The organism is Pseudomonas sp. ICMP 3272 (genome assembly GCF_001466905.1).
In the GTDB taxonomy this organism is placed as follows: Bacteria; Pseudomonadota; Gammaproteobacteria; order Pseudomonadales; family Pseudomonadaceae; genus Aquipseudomonas; species Aquipseudomonas amygdali.
In genome coordinates, this window is the sequence record NZ_LKEK01000053.1 from 101,082 (window position 1) to 121,078 (window position 19,997).

The following is a 19,997-nucleotide window of genomic DNA, read 5'->3' on the forward strand; positions in this document are numbered from 1 at the left end:
TTGCAGCGTAATCGCAATGTTGCGCCGCGGGGCGTCTGGACAGGTATTTGCGCGCCGCGCGCCGATCAGTTCGTTGCGTCAGCGCCCTAAATACACTTCGATCACGCGTTCGTCGGCCTGCACGTCATTCAGCGAGCCTTCGGCCAATACACTGCCCTGATGCAGCACGGTGACGTGGTCGGCAATCGAGCCGACGAAGCCCATGTCGTGCTCGACCACCATCAGCGAATGCTTGCCGGCCAGGCCCTTGAACAGCTCGGCGGTAAATTCGGTTTCGGCGTCGGTCATGCCCGCCACCGGCTCGTCGAGCAGCAGCAGTTGCGGGTCCTGAACCAGCAGCATGCCGATTTCCAGAAACTGCTTCTGGCCGTGGGACAGCAAGCCCGCCGGACGGTGCATGGAGGTGGTCAGGCGAATGGTCTCCAGCACTTCGTGTATCCGGTCCTGCTGTTCGCCGCTCAACCGCGCACGCAAACTGGCCCATACCGATTTGTCGGTCTTTTGTGCCAGTTCGAGGTTCTCGAACACGCTCAAGGCTTCGAACACCGTCGGCTTCTGGAATTTTCGGCCAATCCCGGCCTGAGCGATCTGCACTTCGCTCATCTGCGTCAGGTCCAGCGTTTCACCGAACCAGGCCTTGCCGTGGCTGGGGCGGGTCTTGCCGGTGATGACGTCCATCAGCGTGGTCTTGCCAGCGCCGTTGGGACCGATGATGCAACGCAGTTCGCCCACGCCGATGTACAGATTCAGGTCGTTCAGCGCCTTGAAACCGTCGAAGCTGACGCTGATGTCTTCCAGCGTCAGGATCGTGCCGTGCCGCGTGTTCAGCCCTTTGCCAGCGCTTTTGCCGAGGCCTACCGCATCGCGGCTGGTGCCTGCATCGGAGTTGGGTGCCAGAACCGGTTCAAGCATGAACGACGGGGTAGGAGTGGTTTTCATTGCTCGCTCCTTTTCTTCAGCAAGCCGATCACGCCCTTGGGCAGGTACAGCGTGACGATGATGAACAGCGCGCCGAGAAAGAACAGCCAGTATTCCGGGAAAGCCACGGTGAACCAGCTTTTCATGCCATTCACCAGACCCGCGCCCAATAACGGGCCGATCAACGTGCCACGGCCGCCCAATGCTACCCAAACCGCAGCTTCGATGGAGTTGGTCGGGGACATTTCGCTGGGGTTGATGATGCCGACCTGCGGCACATACAGGGCCCCGGCCAGCCCGCACAGCACGGCGCTCAAGACCCAGACAAACAGCTTGAAGCCGCGCGGATCGTAACCGCAGAACATCAGGCGGTTTTCCGCATCACGCAACGCCGTCAGAACCCGGCCGAACTTGCTCTGCGCCAGACGCCAGCCGATGTACAGGCTGGCAACCAGCAACACGACCGTCGCCAGAAACAGCGTCGCTCTGGTTCCTTGGGAACTGATGCTGAAACCCAGAATGCTGCGAAAGTTGGTAAACCCGTTGTTACCGCCAAAGCCGGTCTCGTTGCGAAAGAACAGCAGCATGCCGGCAAACGTCAGGGCCTGGGTCATGATCGAGAAATACACACCCTTGATCCGCGAGCGGAAGGCGAAGAAACCAAACACCAGTGCCAGCAACCCCGGCGCCAGGACCACCAGGCACAGCGCCCAGAGGAAATTGTCGGTGCCTGCCCAGTACCACGGCAGTTCGGTCCACGACAGGAAAGTCATGAACGCAGGCAAACCGTCGCCTGCGGCCTCGCGCATCAGGTACATGCCCATGGCATAACCGCCCAGCGCGAAGAACAGGCCGTGGCCCAGCGACAATAGTCCGGCATAGCCCCAGACCAGATCCAGCGCCAGGGCGACAATGGCGTAGCAGAGGATCTTGCCCACCAGGGTCAGGGTGTAGGCCGATACCTGAAAGCTGTTATCGGCAGGCAACAACGACAGCAACGGCAGTGCCAACAGCACAGCCAATATCACAATGCCTGCGGTCAGCGTGCCCTTGGGCCCGACTTTTTGCGCGGCAGTTACCATCAATGGCTGGCTCATCAGTCGATCACCCGTCCTTTCAATGCGAAGAGGCCTTGCGGACGTTTCTGGATAAACAGAATGATCAGCGCCAGGATCAGGATCTTGCCCAATACAGCGCCGATTTGCGGTTCGAGAATCTTGTTGGCGATGCCCAGCCCGAAGGCCGCCATCACGCTACCGGCCAGTTGTCCGACACCGCCGAGCACCACCACCAGGAATGAGTCGATGATGTAGCTTTGGCCAAGGTCGGGGCCGACGTTGCCGATCTGGCTCAGGGCGACGCCCCCCAGACCAGCGATACCTGAGCCCAGACCGAAGGCCATCATGTCGATGCGCCCGGTCGGTACGCCACAGCAGGCGGCCATGTTTCGGTTCTGGGTCACGGCGCGCACGTTCAACCCCAATCGGGTCTTGTTCAGCAGCAGCCAGGTCAGTACGACCACGAACATGGCGAAGGCGATGATTACGATGCGGTTGTAGGGCAATACCAGGTTAGGCAACACCTGAATGCCGCCAGACAGCCATTGCGGGTTGGCGACTTCAACGTTCTGCGCGCCGAAGGCCAGACGCACGGCCTGAATCAGCATCAGGCTGATGCCCCAGGTGGCGAGCAGGGTTTCCAGTGGGCGGCCATACAAGTGACGAATCACTGTGCGTTCCAGGGCCATGCCGATAGCGGCTGTGACGAAGAACGCCACCGGCAGCGCGATCAGCGGATAGTATTCGATGGCACCCGGCGCGTAGCGCTGCAGCATCAGTTGCACGACATAGGTTGAATAGGCCCCCAGCATCAACATCTCGCCATGGGCCATGTTGATCACGCCCAGCAGGCCGAAGGTGATCGCCAGGCCCAGCGCCGCCAGCAGCAGGATCGACCCCAGCGACATGCCGCTGAACGCCTGACCGAGGATTTCACCGATCATCAGCTTGCGCTTCACCTGTGCCAGGCTGGTTTCAGCCGCCACGCGTACCGAAGCGTCGGTTTCCACGCCGGGCGCCAGCAATGATTCAAGACGGGTACGCGCCAGCGGGTCACCGGTTTCACCCAGCAGTCGCACGGCAGCCAGACGTACTGTCGGGCTGGAGTCGACCATTTGCAGGTTGGCCAGCGCCAGGGTCAGCGCGCTTTTGACGCTGGAATCGTTTTCGCTGGCGACACGTTCGGTCAGCAGTTCCAGTTGTGCAGGGCGAGCGCTTTTTTGCAATTGCAGGGCAGCTGCCATGCGCAGTTGCGTATCGGCTGCCAGCAACTGGTGGCTGGCCAGCGCTGTTTCAACCAGACCACGCAGCCGGTTGTTCAGGCGCAGTTTGCGCGGTTCGTCAGGGGTTGGGGCGTCGGCTGCTGCGGGGGCTTGTGCATCGACCGGCACGTATTGATCGTTGTTTTCGATCCAGGCGCGCTTGCTGCTGTCGGCGGCAACACGGCCATCGCGCAGAGCTTCAAGCAGTTCGACGCGTTCGGTTGTCGGCTTGGCTGCCCAGCTCTCCAGCAGTTCTGCCTGTTGCGCAGAACTGGCTGCGACAAAATCACTGGCATCGCCGGCTTGAGCTGCAAGGGGCAGCAGCAGGCTGATGGCGAGGATCATACGGTAGAGATAAGAAGGCATATCAATATGGCCTTGATCTGTTGTGGCGTTCCACAAAGCGCTCGTGGCTGTTTGCCCTGACACTGCTCGTTCCTCACGCTCTGCGTGGGAATGCCTTTCGTGACGCTCTGCGTCAATCATGCACCGAGCCGCGCGCTCAGGATCGGACGCAGAGCGTCCAGAACTGCGCTCCCACGCTGGAGCGTGGGAGCGATCATCATCAATCGAAGGTCAGTTGCTCTTCACGGGATGATCAGGCTTTTTGTCGTTGCCAGGAATGTAGGGGCTCCATGGCTGGGCGCGAATCGGCTCTTCGGTGTGCCAGACGACGTCGAACTGACCGTTGTCCTCCACTTCGCCAATCATTACCGGCTTGTGCAAGTGGTGGTTGGTTTTGTCCATGGTCAGGGTGAATCCCGACGGTGCTGCGAAGGTTTGTCCGGCCATTGCCTCGCGTACCTTGTCCACGTCAGTGGTTTTGGCTTTCTCGACTGCCTGTGCCCACATGTGAATACCGACGTAGGTAGCTTCCATCGGGTCGTTGGTCACCGCTTTGTCAGCGCCTGGCAGGTTTTTCTTTTTGGCGTAGGCAGTCCAGTCAGCGACGAACTTCTTGTTGACCGGGTTTTCCACCGACTGGAAATAGTTCCAGGCGGCGAGGTGGCCTACCAGTGGTTTGGTGTCGATGCCGCGCAGTTCTTCTTCGCCTACCGAAAACGCTACAACCGGTACGTCGGTGGCTTTCAGGCCCTGGTTGGCCAGTTCCTTGTAGAACGGTACGTTGGAATCGCCGTTCACGGTGGAGATAACCGCTGTCTTGCCACCTGCAGAGAACTTCTTGATGTTGGCCACGATGGTTTGATAGTCGGAGTGACCGAACGGGGTGTAGACCTCTTCGATGTCTTTATCCGCTACACCTTTGGAGTGCAGGAATGCACGCAGAATCTTGTTGGTGGTACGTGGGTAGACATAGTCGGTGCCGAGCAGGAAGAAGCGCTTGGCCGAACCGCCTTCTTCACTCATTACGTACTCGACCGCAGGGATCGCCTGTTGGTTAGGCGCGGCACCGGTGTAGAACACGTTGGGCGACATCTCTTCGCCTTCGTACTGCACAGGGTAGAACAGCAAGCCGTTGAGTTCCTCAAAGACCGGCAGCACCGATTTGCGCGACACCGATGTCCAGCAACCGAAGACCACCGCTACCTTGTCCTGGGTCAGCAACTGGCGGCCTTTTTCGGCGAACAGTGGCCAGTTGGAAGCCGGGTCGACAACCACTGCTTCGAGCATCTTGCCGTTGACGCCGCCTTTGGCGTTGATTTCGTCAATAGTCATCAAGGCCATGTCTTTGAGCGATGTCTCGGAGATCGCCATGGTCCCGGACAACGAATGCAGAATACCGACCTTGATGGTTTCGGCAGCCTGAACGGTCCAGGTCAGCCCCATGGCGGCGATCGATGCGGACAGGGTAAAGGCTTTGATCAGGCTGCGACGCTTCATTGACTAGCTCCCTTGGTTCATTTTTTTGATGGGTCTGCGGCGGTGCATTACGTTGCTCTTTCAACCGTTAGCAAGGTCTGGGCCAACCCAAGGGCGTCGCAAAATGGAACGAATGTGTCGCGCAGTAAAGGGTATGCGCACCAACCTGGAACGGGGTCAGGAAGAGGGCGTGCGCTATGCGCTGCAATGGTGCGGGTCACGAAATACCAGCATTGTCTCTACTGCCGTTGTGTTCAAACGGCCAAGCGCCTCATACCCAGAACTCCTGTGCTCCGGTGTAAAGATCGTAGGTCTGGTCAACGAGTCGCTCGGGAGCATCGAACCATGCGAACAGCTGGCCGTTGACCCGTGTTGTCGCACCTAGCTGCACGCGAGTTCCAGGCGGGATGGCGACGTGATCACCGAGAAAGCCGGTAAACATGTTCTTCTTGGGCACATTCGGCGCGAAGATAAAGAATACCGGGTGATTTTCCGAGTTGGCGTTACTGCTCACAAATCCATCCTGGCTCCATCTGGAGGCATTGGCTCGCGATACCGATGCGGACTGCACGCCATTATCTGTAAATACCGCACCTATCTCGCGTTCCAGGCATGCCACTCCTTCGCTGGATACATACGTGGAGCGAAAGGCAGTGCCATGCCATGGCTTGAGTTTGTAGAACTGACGGAGAAACCTGCTTGTGGTGGCGTTGCGCATACCGTTTCGCAATACAGGATTGATGGCTGCCGAACCACCCTCTGTATAAGCTGCTATTTCGGAAAAGCCTTCTGCGTTGGACGCTTTACTCAGGGCGAGGTAATCGGCCTCGAACTTCAAACGTTCAGCGCTGCTTGCTTCTTCCAGGGACGCAGGCCAGGCAATTGTCAGGCTAGTCAGCTGTGCTTGGGCATTGCGGATGGCTGGCTGACTCAGCCGCGGTATTTTTTTTCCTACGGTTTTCCAGGCACCGCTGGTAGTACGCAAGGCAAACTCCTGCTCATGCACCAACTGCGTTACATCCATCGGGTTCGGCCGATAAAGGCGCGAGTGGCCAAACATGTTGGCACGACGGCTTATGAAGCAGGTCTGGCCCTCTATCTCGATGGCAGTGAAGCGGTGAGGGTCCATAGCGACGATCAATTTAGAGTCTGCAAAACGTGGGGCTTTGGAATGCGACAGGAGATAGCCAATCTGTATCTGCCCATCGCGGCCAACTCTGCGAATCAGGTGCGGACTTCTTGCTGCTCCGGAGGCATGCGTTACCGGTTTAAGCGCTAGCGCCACATGGCCAATGAGAGCAGTGGCAAGATAGCCAACGGCGCTCAGAAACTCCTCGGCGGCTCCTTCGTGGTCGCCTTCGTCTATTTTCGAAAAGGCGCTCCAGGTTTTATACAGGCCCACGCCCAGCGCAACAGGCATCATGATCGGTTCAGGCAGAAACAGAATTGCGATACCGGCGATCAGATCGAAGCTTCGGCCGGCTTGCCCCTGATTGGTTTCCTGGCTCATATGCCGCTTGGCTTCGCTGATCAACTGAGTGATCCTGGTCTCGTGAATTTCCTCGTAAATATCTTTGCTCTGGCGGATAAAAACGACTGGATGCAGCAGCCTTGAAGGGATCGGTATAAGCGAAAATTGAGTAAGTACCTGTGGCGGGCGCCAGTGCTTTGCCTCTTTCTCGTACTGCATGGCACGCAGTGTCTCCAGACGCCTGGACAGCGGTATTTGCTTAAGCAGGTACTGCTGAAACGGGAATTCTTCCAGAAAGGTGGTGGTGAGATGAAACATGCTGTTGAACCAGCGGAAAACGATGCCGTCGGAAGCATTCAGTGTGCACAGTACAAGCGGTCCCTTATCGAATTTCCCCGCGGGAGCGATCAGCATGACATTGGTCATCTTGAATTGATTGACAGTGAAAAACCTGACTTCGATGGCTTCACCTTTGATGGTTCGGCGCCCTTGCGGTGCTGGCGAATCCAGCACTGCTTTGATCCACTCTCGACCCGCTGGCGCAAACGCCAGTTGTTCGATCTCCAGCAGCATCATCTTCATCTGAGCTTCCAGCAGGACTTTTCGTGACTGCTTGAGTTGTTGTGCATACGCCGATGTTTTCAGATTGAGGTCGAGGTACTCGCTGAGGTGCTGAGGGGTCTCGATGGTTGTAACCAATTCCTTGATGGTGGTTTTGTCCAGTTTGCTGATGACTGCGCCTTCACTATCCATAGCCTGGATCAGCAATGCATCCTTAGCTTTGGCCCGGTAGGCATGGGTGTGTGCCAACTGCCATAGCGACGTATTCACGGTCTCGGTTGCAGGCATCATAGGCGCGCCGGGAATATCCAGCACTTCAGTGCCGGTTATATAGGTGAGTGAAACAATAATGTGCTGCGCTGCTACCTCCACTGAGGCTCGTTTCAATACGTCCTCGAGCTGCTTGTCGATATAGCGCGTGAAGTAAGTTCGGCTGTCGTTATCCGACTGACCGAAGTGGTCCTTGCTGTTTTTGCGAATATTCACAACCGATTGGCCAAACCGCTGCGCCTGCTCATGCCATTCAATGCGCTGCGACTGCTTCATGGTTTTCCACCATGCAGGCATCTGGCTTTCCACCAGATCGTTATCGAGCCGGTCCAGGCGCCAATGGTGGTCGAAGTAAACTTCTGATCCCAGTAGTTGCACTATCGATTGCTCGAAACAAACCGCATCCATTCGTTGGGTGCGGGCAAGCTGTACGGCCTGAGCGAACATAGATTGCTGTCTGGTGATCTGGCGTGTATGCAACAGGCTTAGAAAGTTGCCTTCCAGCAAAGTGTATTGCCACTGCAAGATGCTGCTGTCAGGTGCAGCCTGGACTGGTTGGTCAGCCCCGGAATCAGCCAGCAGACGTCGTCTGTAATCAGGTTCAGCCCCTCGTCGAGCAAGGGCTTCGTTCATTTGTGTCAAGGATGCAAATGCTTCCAGCCCGTCATGCGGGGTGAACAGCAGCACATCTTCAAGCTCCTCCTGATCGATCTGCACAGGTTCATCACGAAGGCGTCTTGCGATTACAAACGCCCCGTAAAGCGAAAGCGGAGGGCTATCACCAGCGCTTGCCGAAAGTCCATAAACGCTGTGTGGCTGCAGCTCGGCAGTATTTCCGTCGGGGCCAGGGGCGCAGGCTGCCAATGCTGCCGACAGCAGGCTGTAGTGCCCGGTCGTCATTTTTTCGAGGGCAATCTGCACCGCGCATTCAGATTTCATGCACTCGATCTGCTCGGCGACAAACTGGTGTCCCTTGGTTTCGCCATCCGATGTTGCAATGCTCCAGTAGTCCGCAAGTTTCTGGCTATAGAACTGTTCCAGTTGCTGGCTGACCTGGGTATAGAAAGTCACGATAGCTGCGCGGCCCAGCGGTTGGATGGCTGGTGTTTGCGAAGTGGACGACGGGGTCGGGTAAAGGCCTTGCACATCATGGTCGGTCCAGTTCAGAAGGCCGGTGAAGTGCTCGATCAGACTGGGGATCAGCGGAACACTGTGAATATTGGCTCCCTCGTCCGGTATTTCTTTGCTGTCAAGGTAGGTCAGCCATGTTGTCTGCACATCCAGCTCGGGTTTGAGGGGGGAGAGCAGGGTACTGGCCAGCTCCTGGGTTGCTTTGCTGAAACCAGGTGGATACGTGTCGCTGGCAAGTGAGCGTTGTGGAGGTGGTGTTGATGTTATGAGCGGTAGGTTCATGGTGCCGATTCGCCTGCATGATGGATGATCCGCTTAAGGCATTGGCCGGGCGGTTCATATCATGTAGTCAGGGCTGACGGCGCACCGCTATCGGCCAGCGCAGGTCGGTGAAGGCAGCATTGGCGATCTGGTCGGTAGGAAGTTTCGGGGGCGTGAAGGTTCAAAGCAGGGCGGGACCTGAAACCGGGTATGAGGAGGAATTCATCACAACGCCACTCAATGGTTTCAGGCCCCGCAGCGAGCAATCTAAGCTGTTGCCGCAGTTTTGGCAAAGCGTGAAAGCACTATTCGATCAAGCACCCAGACAATCAGCATCGAAATACCCACCAGAGGGAATATGACGCCCAGGGCAATCATGACCACCGTCGCGGTTTTCCAGCGTGGCAGGTCGTGGCGCAATGGCGGTACACCCAGCCCGCTTCGAGGTCGGCGCTTCCACCAGATCACCAACCCACTGACCGAGCTGAGCAGTACCATCAGGCAAACCAGCAGAATCAGCAATTGGTTGATCCAGCCGAAAAACTTTCCTTCATGCAGCATTACGCCCAGCTCGGTGGCCTTGGACACTGCGCTGTAATCAACGTAGCGCACGTCGGCCAGCACCTTGCCGGTGTATTGATCGATATGCAGCGTCGCGTCATCGCGCGGGTCGTCGGCGAACACCGACACAGTGAACACGCCATCAGCTGTTTTAGGCTGGGTGATGCTGTAGCCCGGTACGATCTCTCTGGCGCGTGCAATGTCGACAACTCGCTGCAATGACACGGTTGGCGCTGCCGGTGCGCTGGACATATGCATGTGGTCCATGTGCTCGGCGTGCTCGCCGGTTGAAACCGGCATCGGCGTATTTTCCATGGCCCATGGCACGGTCTGCACGCTGGCATTGTTCAACTCGCCAGCCTGCTTGTCGGACTTGGGCACGTCAGTCCACATGGCTGCCGGAAAGGTGTTCCACACCGCCGCGTATTGTTTGCCCCATAGCCCGGTCCAGGTCATGCCGCTCAATAGCATGAACAGCAGTAAAAACGCACCCCAGAAACCGGTCACCGCGTGCAGATCACGCCACAGCACGCGACCCTTGGCGGTCAGGCGTGGCCAGAACACGCCGGCGGCCGAGCGGCCTCGGGGCCACCATAGATAAAGGCCGGAGACCACCAGCACAATCCCCCAGCCAGCCGCCAGCTCGACAAGCCGGTCACCCAGCGTACCGATCATCAGCTCGCCATGCAGTGCGCGGGCAATCGCCTGCAGGTTCTTTTTGGCGTCCTGAGTGCCAAGAATCTCGCCGCGATAGGGGTCAATGAAGACATTCACCTCCCGGCCCTGTTCGCTGATCACAAACTGCGCACTGCCCTCGGCGCTTAACGGCGGGAAATACTTGCCAATGGCTGCCTGTGGGTAAGCACTCTTTACCCGCTGTTGCAGCTCGTCGGCAGTGAGGCGGTGCTCGGCCGGTGCCACGCTGAGCAGGTCGTGGTACATCAGGTTGTCCAGTTGCGGCTTGAACAGGTAAATGATGCCGGTCAGCGATAACAGGATCATGAACGGCGCGACGAACAGCCCTGCGTAGAAATGCCATCGCCAGGCAAGGTTGTAAAAAGAGACATCAGGTTTGGACACGTTAAACGCTCCCCAATAGGGATAACACAGCACGAATGGCGCGCAGCCTTGAGCTGCGCGCCGTCGTGGAATCTTTTTTTCGAGTTATGCCGTGGTGAGCGCTGGCGGTGCCCGGCTTCGGGCATTGGGGAATATAGCCTTGTGTGCATGCCCCGGCAGCGGCTGCGAGGCAAAGAAATCACCCGGCCTTGGCGGCGGGGCTGCGACCAGTTCCAGCACATGGGGCAGCGCCGGGCAACTGAACAGTAGTGTGCAATAGCCGCATTTTGCCCACAGCGCGTGATCGCTCATGCCCGCGTCGGCAGGCATGGCATGCTCGCCGCCGTGATGGGCGTGGCTGTCTGCCGACATATCCATACTGGCTGGCATGGACATCGACATGCCGGCGTGATGATCCATCGGCATCGACTGGGAAACCAGTGGACCGATAAAGATCATCAACATGGCGAACAGACTCAGCCATGCGCCCCGTTTGTTACGGGTGGCTGATCTGTCGCGAACGCGGCGCAATGTGCTCACTTTGTAAAACGACTCAGTGCTGGTGTTCCGGAGCCTGCTTTTGTACCACGACCTGCACCTCGACATCTCCCGCCTTTTCAAAGTGCAGGGTCATCGGGAAGCGCTGGCCTGTAACCAGCTTCGAACGGTCTTTGAGGTCCAGCAGCATCACGTGCCAGGCCATCGGCGCGAAACTCACCTTCGCACCGGCCGGGATGTCGACCGCCTGAACGTGCTGCATCTTCATCAGCCCGTCGGCGTGTATATGCTCATGCAACTGCGCTTGCCCGGCGATGGGGCTGTCGACGCTGATCAGACGATCTGCGCTGTCGCCCTTGTTCTCGACAGTGAAATACGCCGCGACCGTCGGTGCATTGGGCGGCAGCTCCATTGACCAGGGATGGCTAATCAGCAACGGCCCAGCCTTGTACTCATGGGCCTGGGCGAAGCAGGATGGCAGCAGTAATGCGGTCAGCAGGAGTGCGTTTTTGAGCATGCGGGGATTCTCCGGTGACGTTCAGGTATTTGAGGTGAGAGAGGCGGGCAAGCGTGCTATTTCGAGTTTTTTAGCGCGTACTTGCGTGTAGTTTGATCCCCATCGCCCTCACGACTTTCATGATGGTCGTGAACTCTGGATTACCGTTTGCACCCAGCGCTTTGTAGAGGCTCTCACGACCAAGACCTGTATCACGTGCGATTTGTGTCATTCCATAAGCCCTTGCTATGTCGTTCAGCGCGGCCCTTATGAGCAGCCCGTCTCCTGAATCCTCTTCAAGACACGCATCCAGATAATTGGCCATATCTTCAGGTGTCTTCAAATAGTCGACGGTATCGAACGGTGTCGTCTCGTTGTTCATGGTTACTCCCTCTCACAGAGCTCTCTCGCCAGCTGTCTGGCAAATTTTATGTCGCGCTTTTGAGACGATTTGTCACCAGCGATCAAGAGCAGGTAAACCACACCCGTGCGTCGGGCAAAATACACCCGATAACCTGGTCCATGGTGTATTCGTAGCTCTCTGACGCCTTGACCTAAAGCATCGCAGTCCCCGAAGTTACCGAGCTCTGCTGCTCTTATTCGAGCCAGAATTCGAGCTCTGCCAATGGAGTCCTTCAACGACCTTAACCACTCCGCAAAAGCGGGTGTCTGTTCAAAGCGATTCATATTTTCGAGTATCCCTTGGGATACACCTCGATAAGTTACCAGCTGTTGGTCGCGCAGGCTAGTTATCAAGTTTGTCCTAAACAAGAGACTCTGGGATGTTCGGAATTTTCCCTCAGAAAATGAAGAAAGGCCCTCTAAGGAACCAGATTTCAGGCATTGTCAATCTGATCGTCAACAAGCCCCAACGCCTCAAGCACCTCATCCACGCTCCACAAAATCCGATCCACCTCAGGCAACTCCGGGCGTTTCAGGATCAGGACGGGCAGGCCGCGCTCGCGGGCGACTTCAAGCTTGGGTTCGGTGGAGTTGCTGCCGCTGTTTTTGCTGATCAGCACATCAATATCGCGTTGTTCAAACAGCTGACGTTCGTTTTCCAGTGCAAACGGGCCGCGCGCGCCGATCACTTCGCAGTGGTCATTGCCGGGGTAGCTGTCCAATGCCCGAAGCGTCCAGAATTGATGCTCCGGAATCTCGTGCAGATGCTGCAAAGGCTCGCGCCCTAGCGTGAACAGTGGCCGCTTGAAGGGCGCCAGTGCCGTGACCAGTTCTGACCAGTCGGCCACTTCACGCCAGTCATCACCCGCACCAGCCTGCCAGGCAGTGCGGCGCAAGGCCCAGCAGGGAATTCCAGTCAGCCGGGCCGCACATGCAGCGTTGCGGCTGATTTGCGCAGCATACGGATGGGTTGCGTCCAGCAGCAAATCGACGCCCTGGTCACGAATGTATTGCGCCATGCCCTCTGCGCCGCCATAGCCGCCAACTTTCAACTGACAGGCCAGATCTGCCGGCACTCGACCCACACCTGCCAGGCTATAGATATGCTCAGGCCCGAGCCTGCGTGCAATCGCCAGCGCTTCGGTAATGCCGCCCAACAGCAGAATTCGTTTCATGTGTGTTCCTTCGATAACGCAACGCCCGCCTGACCGACGATACCGCCCTGGCGGTCGATGGCGAACACTTCGACCTGAACCTGTGCAGGCACCACGCTACGGGCAAAAGCCAGCGCATGACGACACACCTCATCACCCAGCGGCACGCCCGCCGTTGCGCACATCGCAAGCGCCTGCTGGCTGGTATTGGCATCGCGAATACGTTGTTGCAGGTCTGCGTCCGCGCCGACATCCGCCGCCCACAGCGCCAGTTGCAGCAGGTCGATGCTCGAATGGCGGCTGTGCAGATCCATGTGGCCTGCTGCCAGTTTGCTGATCTTGCCGAAGCCACCGCACAGGCTCAACTTATCCACAGGCACCTTGCGCAGGTGCTTGAGCACTGCACCGACGAAATCGCCCATTTCGATCAGGGCGATATCCGGGATGTTGTACACGCGGCGCATGGTGTCTTCGCTGGCGTTGCCGGTGCAGGCGGCAATATGCCGATAGCCGTTGGTGGTGGCGACGTCGATGCCCTGATGGATCGACGCGATGTAAGCCGCGCAGGAGAAGGGCCGGACAATCCCACTGGTGCCGAGAATCGACAGCCCGCCGAGAATACCGAGGCGCGGATTCATGGTTTTGAGCGCCAGCGCTTCGCCGCCCTCGACGCCAATCGTAACCTCGAAACCACCGCTGTAGCCGAGTTCTTCCGCCAGCTGCAGCAAGTGTTCGGTCATCATGCGTCGAGGCACCGGGTTGATGGCGGGCTCGCCCACCGCCAACACCAGGCCGGGGCGGGTCACGCTGCCTACACCTGCGCCTGCCACGAAGCGCACGCCGGGTGCCATTTCCAGCCTGACGCGCGCAAACACCAGCGCGCCGTGAGTAACGTCGGGATCGTCCCCGGCATCCTTGAGCGTTCCGGCTTCGGCGACGTTATCCACAAGGCGGCAGAACTCCAGGCGCATCTGCACCTGTTTACCCTTGGGCAACACAATTTCCACCGCATCGCTGATTTGCCCGCTGAGCAACAGCCGCGCCGCCGCGAGGCTGGTTGCGGTGGCGCAGCTGCCAGTGGTCAGGCCACTGCGTAGCGGAGCAGGCTGTTCGGCGGTTTCTTCGCGCATCAGGGTTTGACTACATCCAGCAGAGTGATCGGCAAGGCCTGACGCCATGTATCGAACTCGCCAAGAGGCTGAGCATGGGCGACGTGAATACGCGTCAGTTCGCCGCCATGCCGATCGCGCCAGGCCATGAGTGCAGCCTCGCTTTGCAGGGTTACTGCATTGGCGACCAGCCGCCCGCCGGAGCGCAACTGCTCCCAGCAGGTTTCCAGCACGCCGATACGGGTCACGCCACCGCCGATGAAAATCGCATCCGGACGCTCCAGACCGCTCAGCGCCTGTGGCGCGCTGCCACGGACCAATTGCAGGCCCGGCACGCCCAACGCATCGCGATTGAATTCGATCAGTTGCTGACGGCCTTCGTCCGCTTCTATGGCCATCGCCCGGCAGGTTGGGTGCGCGCGCATCCATTCGATGCCGATGGAACCGCAGCCCGCGCCGACGTCCCAAAGCAGTTCACCCGGCACCGGAGCAAGGCGGGCAAGGGTGATGGCCCGCACGTCGCGTTTGGTCAACTGGCCGTCATGCTCGAAAGCGCTGTCTGGCAAACCGGCCACTGTACTCAGGCGAATGGCGCTGGCGTCGGCGCGACAATCGACGGCAACCAGGTTCAGTGCAGCGATCTCGGGATTGCCCCATTCACTGGCCAGCCCCTCGACGCGCCGTTCTGCTTCACCTCCCAGGTGCTCCAGGACCGTCATGCGGCTAGGGCCAAAGCCTCGTTCGCGCAGCAAACCGGCAATCACTGCGGGGCTGCTGCCATCATTGCTCAGCACCAGCAGACGTACGCCATGATGGAAATGAGCGTTCAATGCGGTTACCGGACGCGCAACCACTGACAAGGTAACGACTTCCTGCAACGGCCAGCCCAGACGAGCGGCGGCCAGAGAGTAAGAAGAAGGGGCGGGCAGAATACGCATTTCGTCGATGGCGACTACGCGTGCCAGGCTGGCGCCGACGCCGAACAGCATCGGATCGCCACTGGCCAGTACGCAAATTTCGGCACCGCGCTGTTCCAGCACCGGGTTCAGCGAAAATGGACTCGGCCATGCACGCCGCTCGGCGCGAATGCACGGCGGCAGCAATGCCAGCTGGCGCGGACCGCCGAACACCTGATCAGCGTGCAGCAGAGCGTGCCGGGCGTTCTTGCCCAGGCCCTTGTAACCGTCTTCTCCGATTCCCACGACTGTCAGCCACGGCGACATGTACCTACCTCAATCCGAACTTCCGACAGAGCGCCTTTTCATGCCTGCGGACAAAGCAGGCATAATACCGCGCCCGACGGGGTACAAGTGCTCTAATCCACGTCCAGTTCATACCGGGTGATCCATTGAACGAGCCGCAGTCCGCTCGCACATCCTCTGCAACGCTACGCCCCTCGGCCTGTCCGGGGTTGCTGCGTATCGTCTCGGCACTGGACGGCGGGATCTGCCGGATCAAGCTGGCGGGCGGGGTCATCAGCAGTGTGCAGGCAATGGCGGTTGCAGAGGCTGCGCAGACTTATGCACAGGGCGTTATCGAAGCCACCAACCGCGCCAACCTGCAAATTCGCGGCATCGGCGCTGATCACGATGGGTTGATCAAGGCGTTGATGGCGGCAGGACTCGGCCCGGCCAACCCTGCCAGTGACGATGTGCGCAACCTGATGCTCAGCCCGACCGCGGGGCTGGATTCGCGCATGCTGTTCGATGCCCGACCGTTGGCGGCGCAGGTTCTCGATGCGCTGGAAAATCATCCGCGCTTCCGTGAACTGTCACCCAAATTTGCGTTGTCGCTGGATGCTGGTGAAGCGCTGGTGATGCTCGAACACGCGCATGATGTGTGGCTGTCGGCGCTGAACCTCGACGGCGAAGTGCTGCTGGCGTTCGGGCTGGCCGGTTGCCCGGCCAATGATCGACCGTTGGCCGCTGTGCCGCTGGCGGCTGGAGAAACGCTGGTTGTCGGGTTGCTGGAATTGTTCCTCGATCTGGCCCGCCCGGAGCATACCCGGATGCGGCATCTGCTGGCCGAGGTGTCGACCGACGATGTGTTGCGCGAGCTTTCTACCCGGCTGGACTGCGCGTTGCGGGTGGATCAAGCCGTCACCGGCTGGCAGCGCCCGGCCATTCAGGGCAATCGGCATATCGGTATTTATCCACAGGCCGAGCCTGCGCGGGTTGCGGTGGGGGCGGTGGTTCCGCTGGGGCGTCTTGATGCCGCCACGCTCGCCATCGTCGCGCAACTGGCAGAAGAGCAGGGCGACGGCACTTTGCGCCTGACGCCCTGGCAGAGCCTGCTGTTGCCCAATGTGCCGGTCGAGCGCGCTGCAACAGTGATGACGGCGTTGCAGGCCGCGGGTCTGATCTGTTCGGCCGAACAGCCACTGGCGCAAATGGTGGCGTGTACCGGTTCTGCCGGCTGTGCAAAAGGGCTGGCCGATACCAAGGCTGATGCGCTGCAACTGGCTACCGGCCTGGTTGCCAGTCAGGCCGTTCATTTAAGCGGTTGCACGCGTTCCTGCGCTGCTGCTCACGTAGCGCCGGTAACCTTGCTGGCCGTTTCGCCCGGCCGTTACGACCTTTATTTTCGCGACGCAGCGCATGCCGGTTTCGGTGTGCTGCGCGCGCGTGACCTTACTATTGAAGCAGTCGGTGCGCAGTTGAACGCCGACTCACGGAGCAACATTGCATGATTGATTACATCCGCGATGGTCAGGAGATATATCGCAACTCCTTCTCGATCATTCGCGCCGAAGCGCGCCTGGACACGATCCCCGAAGACCTGGAAAAACTCGCCGTGCGCGTGATCCACGCCTGCGGGATGGTCGAAGTCATCGAAGACCTGCGCTTCTCGCCGGGTGCCGGTACAGCCGGGCGCAATGCCCTGGCCGCCGGTGCACCGATTCTCTGCGACGCACGCATGGTCTCAGAAGGCATCACCCGTACCCGGCTGCCCGCCAACAACCAGATCATCTGCACATTGCACGATGAAGGCGTGCGGGAAATGGCGCTCGAACTGGGCAATACGCGCTCTGCTGTGGCGCTGGAGCTGTGGCGTCCGTACCTGGAAGGCAGCGTAGTGGTCATCGGCAATGCGCCGACTGCGCTGTTCTATCTGCTCGAAATGCTCGATGCAGGCGCGCCGAAACCAGCGCTGATTCTCGGCTTTCCGGTTGGCTTTGTCGGCGCTGCCGAGTCCAAGGCCATGCTTGCCGCAGACAGCCGTGGCGTGCCATTTGTGATCATGCAGGGTCGTCGTGGCGGCAGCGCCATGGCCGTGGCCGCTGTCAATGCACTGGCCACGGAGATCGAATGATGCAGGCACGCGGTCGATTGATTGGCCTGGGCGTCGGCCCCGGCGACCCGGAGCTGATTACCGTCAAGGCGCTGCGCCTGCTGCGGGAGTCGCCTGTGGTGGCGTACTTCGTGGCCAAGGGTAAAAAGGGCAACGCATTCGGCATTATCGAAGCGCACTTGCAGGACGTTCAAACGTTGATGCCACTGGTCTATCCGGTCACCACCGAGGCCTTGCCAGCGCCGCTGTCCTACGAAAAAGTCATCAGCGACTTCTACGACGAGTCCAGCCTGCACATTGCGGCGCATCTGGATGCCGGGCGTGACGTAGCGGTGATCTGCGAAGGCGACCCGTTCTTCTACGGTTCCTACATGTACCTGCACGACCGCCTGGCCGAGCGCTACGAGGCGCAAGTGATTCCGGGTGTGTGTTCGATGCTTGGTGGTGCTTCTGTACTGGGCGCGCCGCTGGTGTATCGCAACCAGAGCCTGTCGGTGCTGTCCGGCGTGCTGTCCCACGAGGACCTGAAACGCAAGCTGGCTGATGCCGACGCCGCGGTGATCATGAAACTGGGTCGCAACTTTCACAAGGTTCGTGAAGTGCTGACCGAGCTGGGCATGGCCGGGCGTGCGCTGTATGTCGAGCGCGCGACCATGAGCAACCAGAAAATAGTACCGCTGGATCAGGTAGACCCGATGTCTTCGCCGTATTTTTCGCTGATTATCGTTCCGGGTGACAGGTGGCAAGGCTGATGACTCTCAACATTCCAGCCATCGTTATTCTCGGCAATGGCAGCCTGGCTACTGCGCGGCGCATTCAGCAGCTGTTTCCCGATGCGCAGATTCATGGCCTGGCCGAGCGTGTGCAGAACGCTGACATTACCTACAGCGAATTCGGTAGCACGCTGCGTCAGTTGTATCAGCAGAACACCCCTATTATCGCCCTGTGTGCCGCTGGCATAGTGATTCGCACCCTGGCCCCGCTGCTATTGGAGAAGGGCGTCGAGCCGCCGGTACTCGCCGTAGCTGAGGACGGTAGTGCAGTGGTGCCACTGCTTGGTGGCCTGGGCGGGGTCAATGTCATGGCGCGCAGCATTGCCAACGGGCTTGGCGTTGCACCGGCAATCACCACCAGCGGCGAATTGCGCTTCGGCACCTGCCTGCTCAACCCGCCCAGCGGCTATGCACTGGGCGACCTGGAGCTGGGCAAGCGTTTTGTTTCCGACTTGCTCTCCGGCGAGCCGGTGCGCATTGAAGGCGAGGCACCCTGGCTGGAGCAAGCACAACTGCCCGAAGATCCGCAGGCTGAGCTGACGATTCATGTCGGCTGCGCCCTACGTGAGCCCGCTCCCCATGAATTACTGATCTACCCGCGCAGTGTACTGGTCGCCGTCAGCGAAATAACCGCTGAACTGGCTATGCGGGTCCGCTCGGCGTTGCACGACGCAAGCATTGCCGAGCAATCGCTGGCTTGTCTGCTGACCAGCGAAGAGCAGATGGCCAACGCGCAGTTGCATCAGGCAGCCAGCGAGCTGGGCGTCCCGGTGCGCTTCGACAAGGCTGGGGCGGCCAGCGAAATGGCCTCCCGCTGCGTGCCGCAACGGTTGCCGCCACTCAGCGTCGACGACATGGCGATTGCCGTCGCGACTCAACCGCTGGATGTGCAGAACATCGGCCGTGGGCGTGGCCGGCTTGCAGTCATCGGCCTGGGCCCCGGCGCAGCGGACCTTATGGTGCCTGCGGTCAAGGCTGAACTGGCACGCGCCAATGATGTGCTGGGTTACGAAACCTACGTGCGCATGGCCGGGCCGTTTCGTGCCGATCAGGTGCTGCATTGCACCGACAATCGCGAAGAAATGCTGCGTGCCCGGCATGCCTTCGAACTGGCCGCGCAAGGTCGTTCGGTGGTTGTGGTGTCGTCCGGTGATCCGGGCGTGTTCGCCATGGCCTCGGCAGTGCTTGAAGCGCTGCACGAGTCCGGCAACCCGCACTGGCACTCTGTCGAGCTGGAGATTCTCCCGGGTGTCTCGGCTTCTCTGGCAACCGCCGCTCAGGCTGGTGCGCCGTTGGGGCATGATTTCTGTGTGTTGTCGCTGTCCGATAACCTCAAGCCTTGGGAGATCATCGAAAAGCGTCTGGACCTTGCCTGTCAGGCAGACCTTGCGCTGGCCTTCTACAACCCGATTTCCCGTTCACGACCCTGGCAACTGGGGCGTGCGCTGGAGATAGTTCGCCAGCACCGCACTCCTGAAACGCCCATCACGCTTGGGCGCGACATCGGTCGTCCTGGCCAGACACTGCGCGTCATTACGCTGGGTGAACTGACGCCGGAGCAGGTGGACATGCGAACCATGGTGCTGATCGGCTCTTCCCTGACCTGCACCTTTCCTCGCAACGAAGGCGGCAATTGGGTCTATACGCCGCGCTGGTATGGCGCGAAACCTACAGCCTGAGCCCATAGGCTTGTCGTACCTGTATCGAATTTACTGTGGGAAAGTGCTGAAACCTCTGCGTATCAACAGGCATTCAGGCCGAGTTTTCGGCCTGGCTGCTTGCGCGAACGGGTGTTCTTCAAGCTGCCAGGCTTGTGGCTTTTTTCTCTGTCCTGCCACGGATTGTTCTTTCGCCCGCTGTTTACCGGGGGCTTAGCGCAGCTTGAGTTTTGCGCGGGCCAT

The 19,997-nt window shown here is 59.3% G+C and carries 17 protein-coding genes; 4 read left to right on the forward strand and 13 right to left on the reverse strand.

Annotated elements, in window-relative coordinates; translation table 11 throughout:
• Positions 1 to 78 precede the first annotated feature (78 nt).
• From urtD to AO068_RS14005, 13 genes are all read right to left on the reverse strand, one after another.
• Positions 79 to 939, reverse strand: a complete 861-nt coding sequence (gene urtD / locus AO068_RS13945) for an urea ABC transporter ATP-binding protein UrtD (RefSeq protein ID WP_058402643.1) — start codon at positions 937 to 939, stop codon at positions 79 to 81.
• A complete protein-coding gene (gene urtC, locus AO068_RS13950; protein ID WP_058402642.1) occupies positions 936 to 2,015 on the reverse strand; it encodes an urea ABC transporter permease subunit UrtC in 1,080 nt (359 codons plus the stop codon). Before urtC ends, urtD begins: the two co-directional genes overlap by 4 nt.
• The gene (gene urtB / locus AO068_RS13955) at positions 2,015 to 3,604 is read right to left on the reverse strand and encodes an urea ABC transporter permease subunit UrtB (RefSeq protein ID WP_058408652.1); all 1,590 of its coding nucleotides are present in this window, start codon (positions 3,602 to 3,604) and stop codon (positions 2,015 to 2,017) included. Before urtB ends, urtC begins: the two co-directional genes overlap by 1 nt.
• A 210-nt stretch (positions 3,605 to 3,814) precedes the next feature.
• Positions 3,815 to 5,080: an urea ABC transporter substrate-binding protein gene (gene urtA / locus AO068_RS13960; RefSeq protein WP_058408653.1), complete on the reverse strand. Its 1,266-nt coding sequence runs from the start codon at positions 5,078 to 5,080 to the stop codon at positions 3,815 to 3,817.
• 250 nt (positions 5,081 to 5,330) lie between these two features.
• A complete protein-coding gene (locus AO068_RS13965) occupies positions 5,331 to 8,774 on the reverse strand; it encodes a dermonecrotic toxin domain-containing protein (RefSeq protein ID WP_058408654.1) in 3,444 nt (1,147 codons plus the stop codon).
• 246 nt (positions 8,775 to 9,020) lie between these two features.
• Complete coding sequence (locus AO068_RS13970) at positions 9,021 to 10,394, reverse strand: PepSY-associated TM helix domain-containing protein (RefSeq protein ID WP_058408655.1); 1,374 nt, start codon at positions 10,392 to 10,394, stop codon at positions 9,021 to 9,023.
• 84 nt (positions 10,395 to 10,478) lie between these two features.
• A complete protein-coding gene (locus tag AO068_RS13975; RefSeq protein WP_016982355.1) occupies positions 10,479 to 10,913 on the reverse strand; it encodes a DUF2946 domain-containing protein in 435 nt (144 codons plus the stop codon).
• 13 nt (positions 10,914 to 10,926) lie between these two features.
• Positions 10,927 to 11,388 carry a copper chaperone PCu(A)C gene (locus tag AO068_RS13980; protein ID WP_058408656.1) on the reverse strand — a complete coding sequence of 154 codons (462 nt, stop codon included), beginning with the start codon at positions 11,386 to 11,388 and terminating at the stop codon, positions 10,927 to 10,929.
• Between the two features lie 70 nt (positions 11,389 to 11,458).
• Positions 11,459 to 11,749 carry an addiction module antidote protein gene (locus AO068_RS13985; protein WP_054076832.1) on the reverse strand — a complete coding sequence of 97 codons (291 nt, stop codon included), beginning with the start codon at positions 11,747 to 11,749 and terminating at the stop codon, positions 11,459 to 11,461.
• A gap of 2 nt (positions 11,750 to 11,751) precedes the next feature.
• The gene (locus AO068_RS13990) at positions 11,752 to 12,054 is read right to left on the reverse strand and encodes a type II toxin-antitoxin system RelE/ParE family toxin (protein WP_005746690.1); all 303 of its coding nucleotides are present in this window, start codon (positions 12,052 to 12,054) and stop codon (positions 11,752 to 11,754) included.
• 149 nt (positions 12,055 to 12,203) lie between these two features.
• Positions 12,204 to 12,944 carry a cobalt-precorrin-6A reductase gene (locus AO068_RS13995; RefSeq protein ID WP_058402639.1) on the reverse strand — a complete coding sequence of 247 codons (741 nt, stop codon included), beginning with the start codon at positions 12,942 to 12,944 and terminating at the stop codon, positions 12,204 to 12,206.
• On the reverse strand, positions 12,941 to 14,053 hold the full coding sequence (locus AO068_RS14000; RefSeq protein WP_058408657.1) for a cobalt-precorrin-5B (C(1))-methyltransferase: 1,113 nt from the start codon (positions 14,051 to 14,053) through the stop codon (positions 12,941 to 12,943). The genes AO068_RS13995 and AO068_RS14000 overlap by 4 nt, the downstream gene beginning before the upstream one ends.
• The gene (locus AO068_RS14005) at positions 14,053 to 15,255 is read right to left on the reverse strand and encodes a bifunctional cobalt-precorrin-7 (C(5))-methyltransferase/cobalt-precorrin-6B (C(15))-methyltransferase (RefSeq protein WP_058408658.1); all 1,203 of its coding nucleotides are present in this window, start codon (positions 15,253 to 15,255) and stop codon (positions 14,053 to 14,055) included. Before AO068_RS14005 ends, AO068_RS14000 begins: the two co-directional genes overlap by 1 nt.
• A gap of 125 nt (positions 15,256 to 15,380) precedes the next feature.
• Here AO068_RS14005 and cobG point away from each other — a divergent pair, with 125 nt between their 5' ends.
• From cobG to cobJ, 4 genes are read left to right on the forward strand one after another with little or no spacing between them, the layout of a single operon-like run.
• Positions 15,381 to 16,721, forward strand: a complete 1,341-nt coding sequence (gene cobG, locus AO068_RS14010) for a precorrin-3B synthase (RefSeq protein WP_080394963.1) — start codon at positions 15,381 to 15,383, stop codon at positions 16,719 to 16,721.
• Positions 16,718 to 17,344, forward strand: coding sequence for a precorrin-8X methylmutase (locus tag AO068_RS14015; RefSeq protein WP_058408660.1), 627 nt, complete (start codon positions 16,718 to 16,720; stop codon positions 17,342 to 17,344). Before cobG ends, AO068_RS14015 begins: the two co-directional genes overlap by 4 nt.
• Entirely contained in the window at positions 17,341 to 18,075 is a 735-nt protein-coding gene (locus tag AO068_RS14020) for a precorrin-2 C(20)-methyltransferase (RefSeq protein WP_371875197.1), read from the forward strand. The genes AO068_RS14015 and AO068_RS14020 overlap by 4 nt, the downstream gene beginning before the upstream one ends.
• A complete protein-coding gene (cobJ, locus tag AO068_RS14025) occupies positions 18,075 to 19,775 on the forward strand; it encodes a precorrin-3B C(17)-methyltransferase (protein WP_058408661.1) in 1,701 nt (566 codons plus the stop codon). The genes AO068_RS14020 and cobJ overlap by 1 nt, the downstream gene beginning before the upstream one ends.
• Positions 19,776 to 19,997 lie beyond the last annotated feature (222 nt).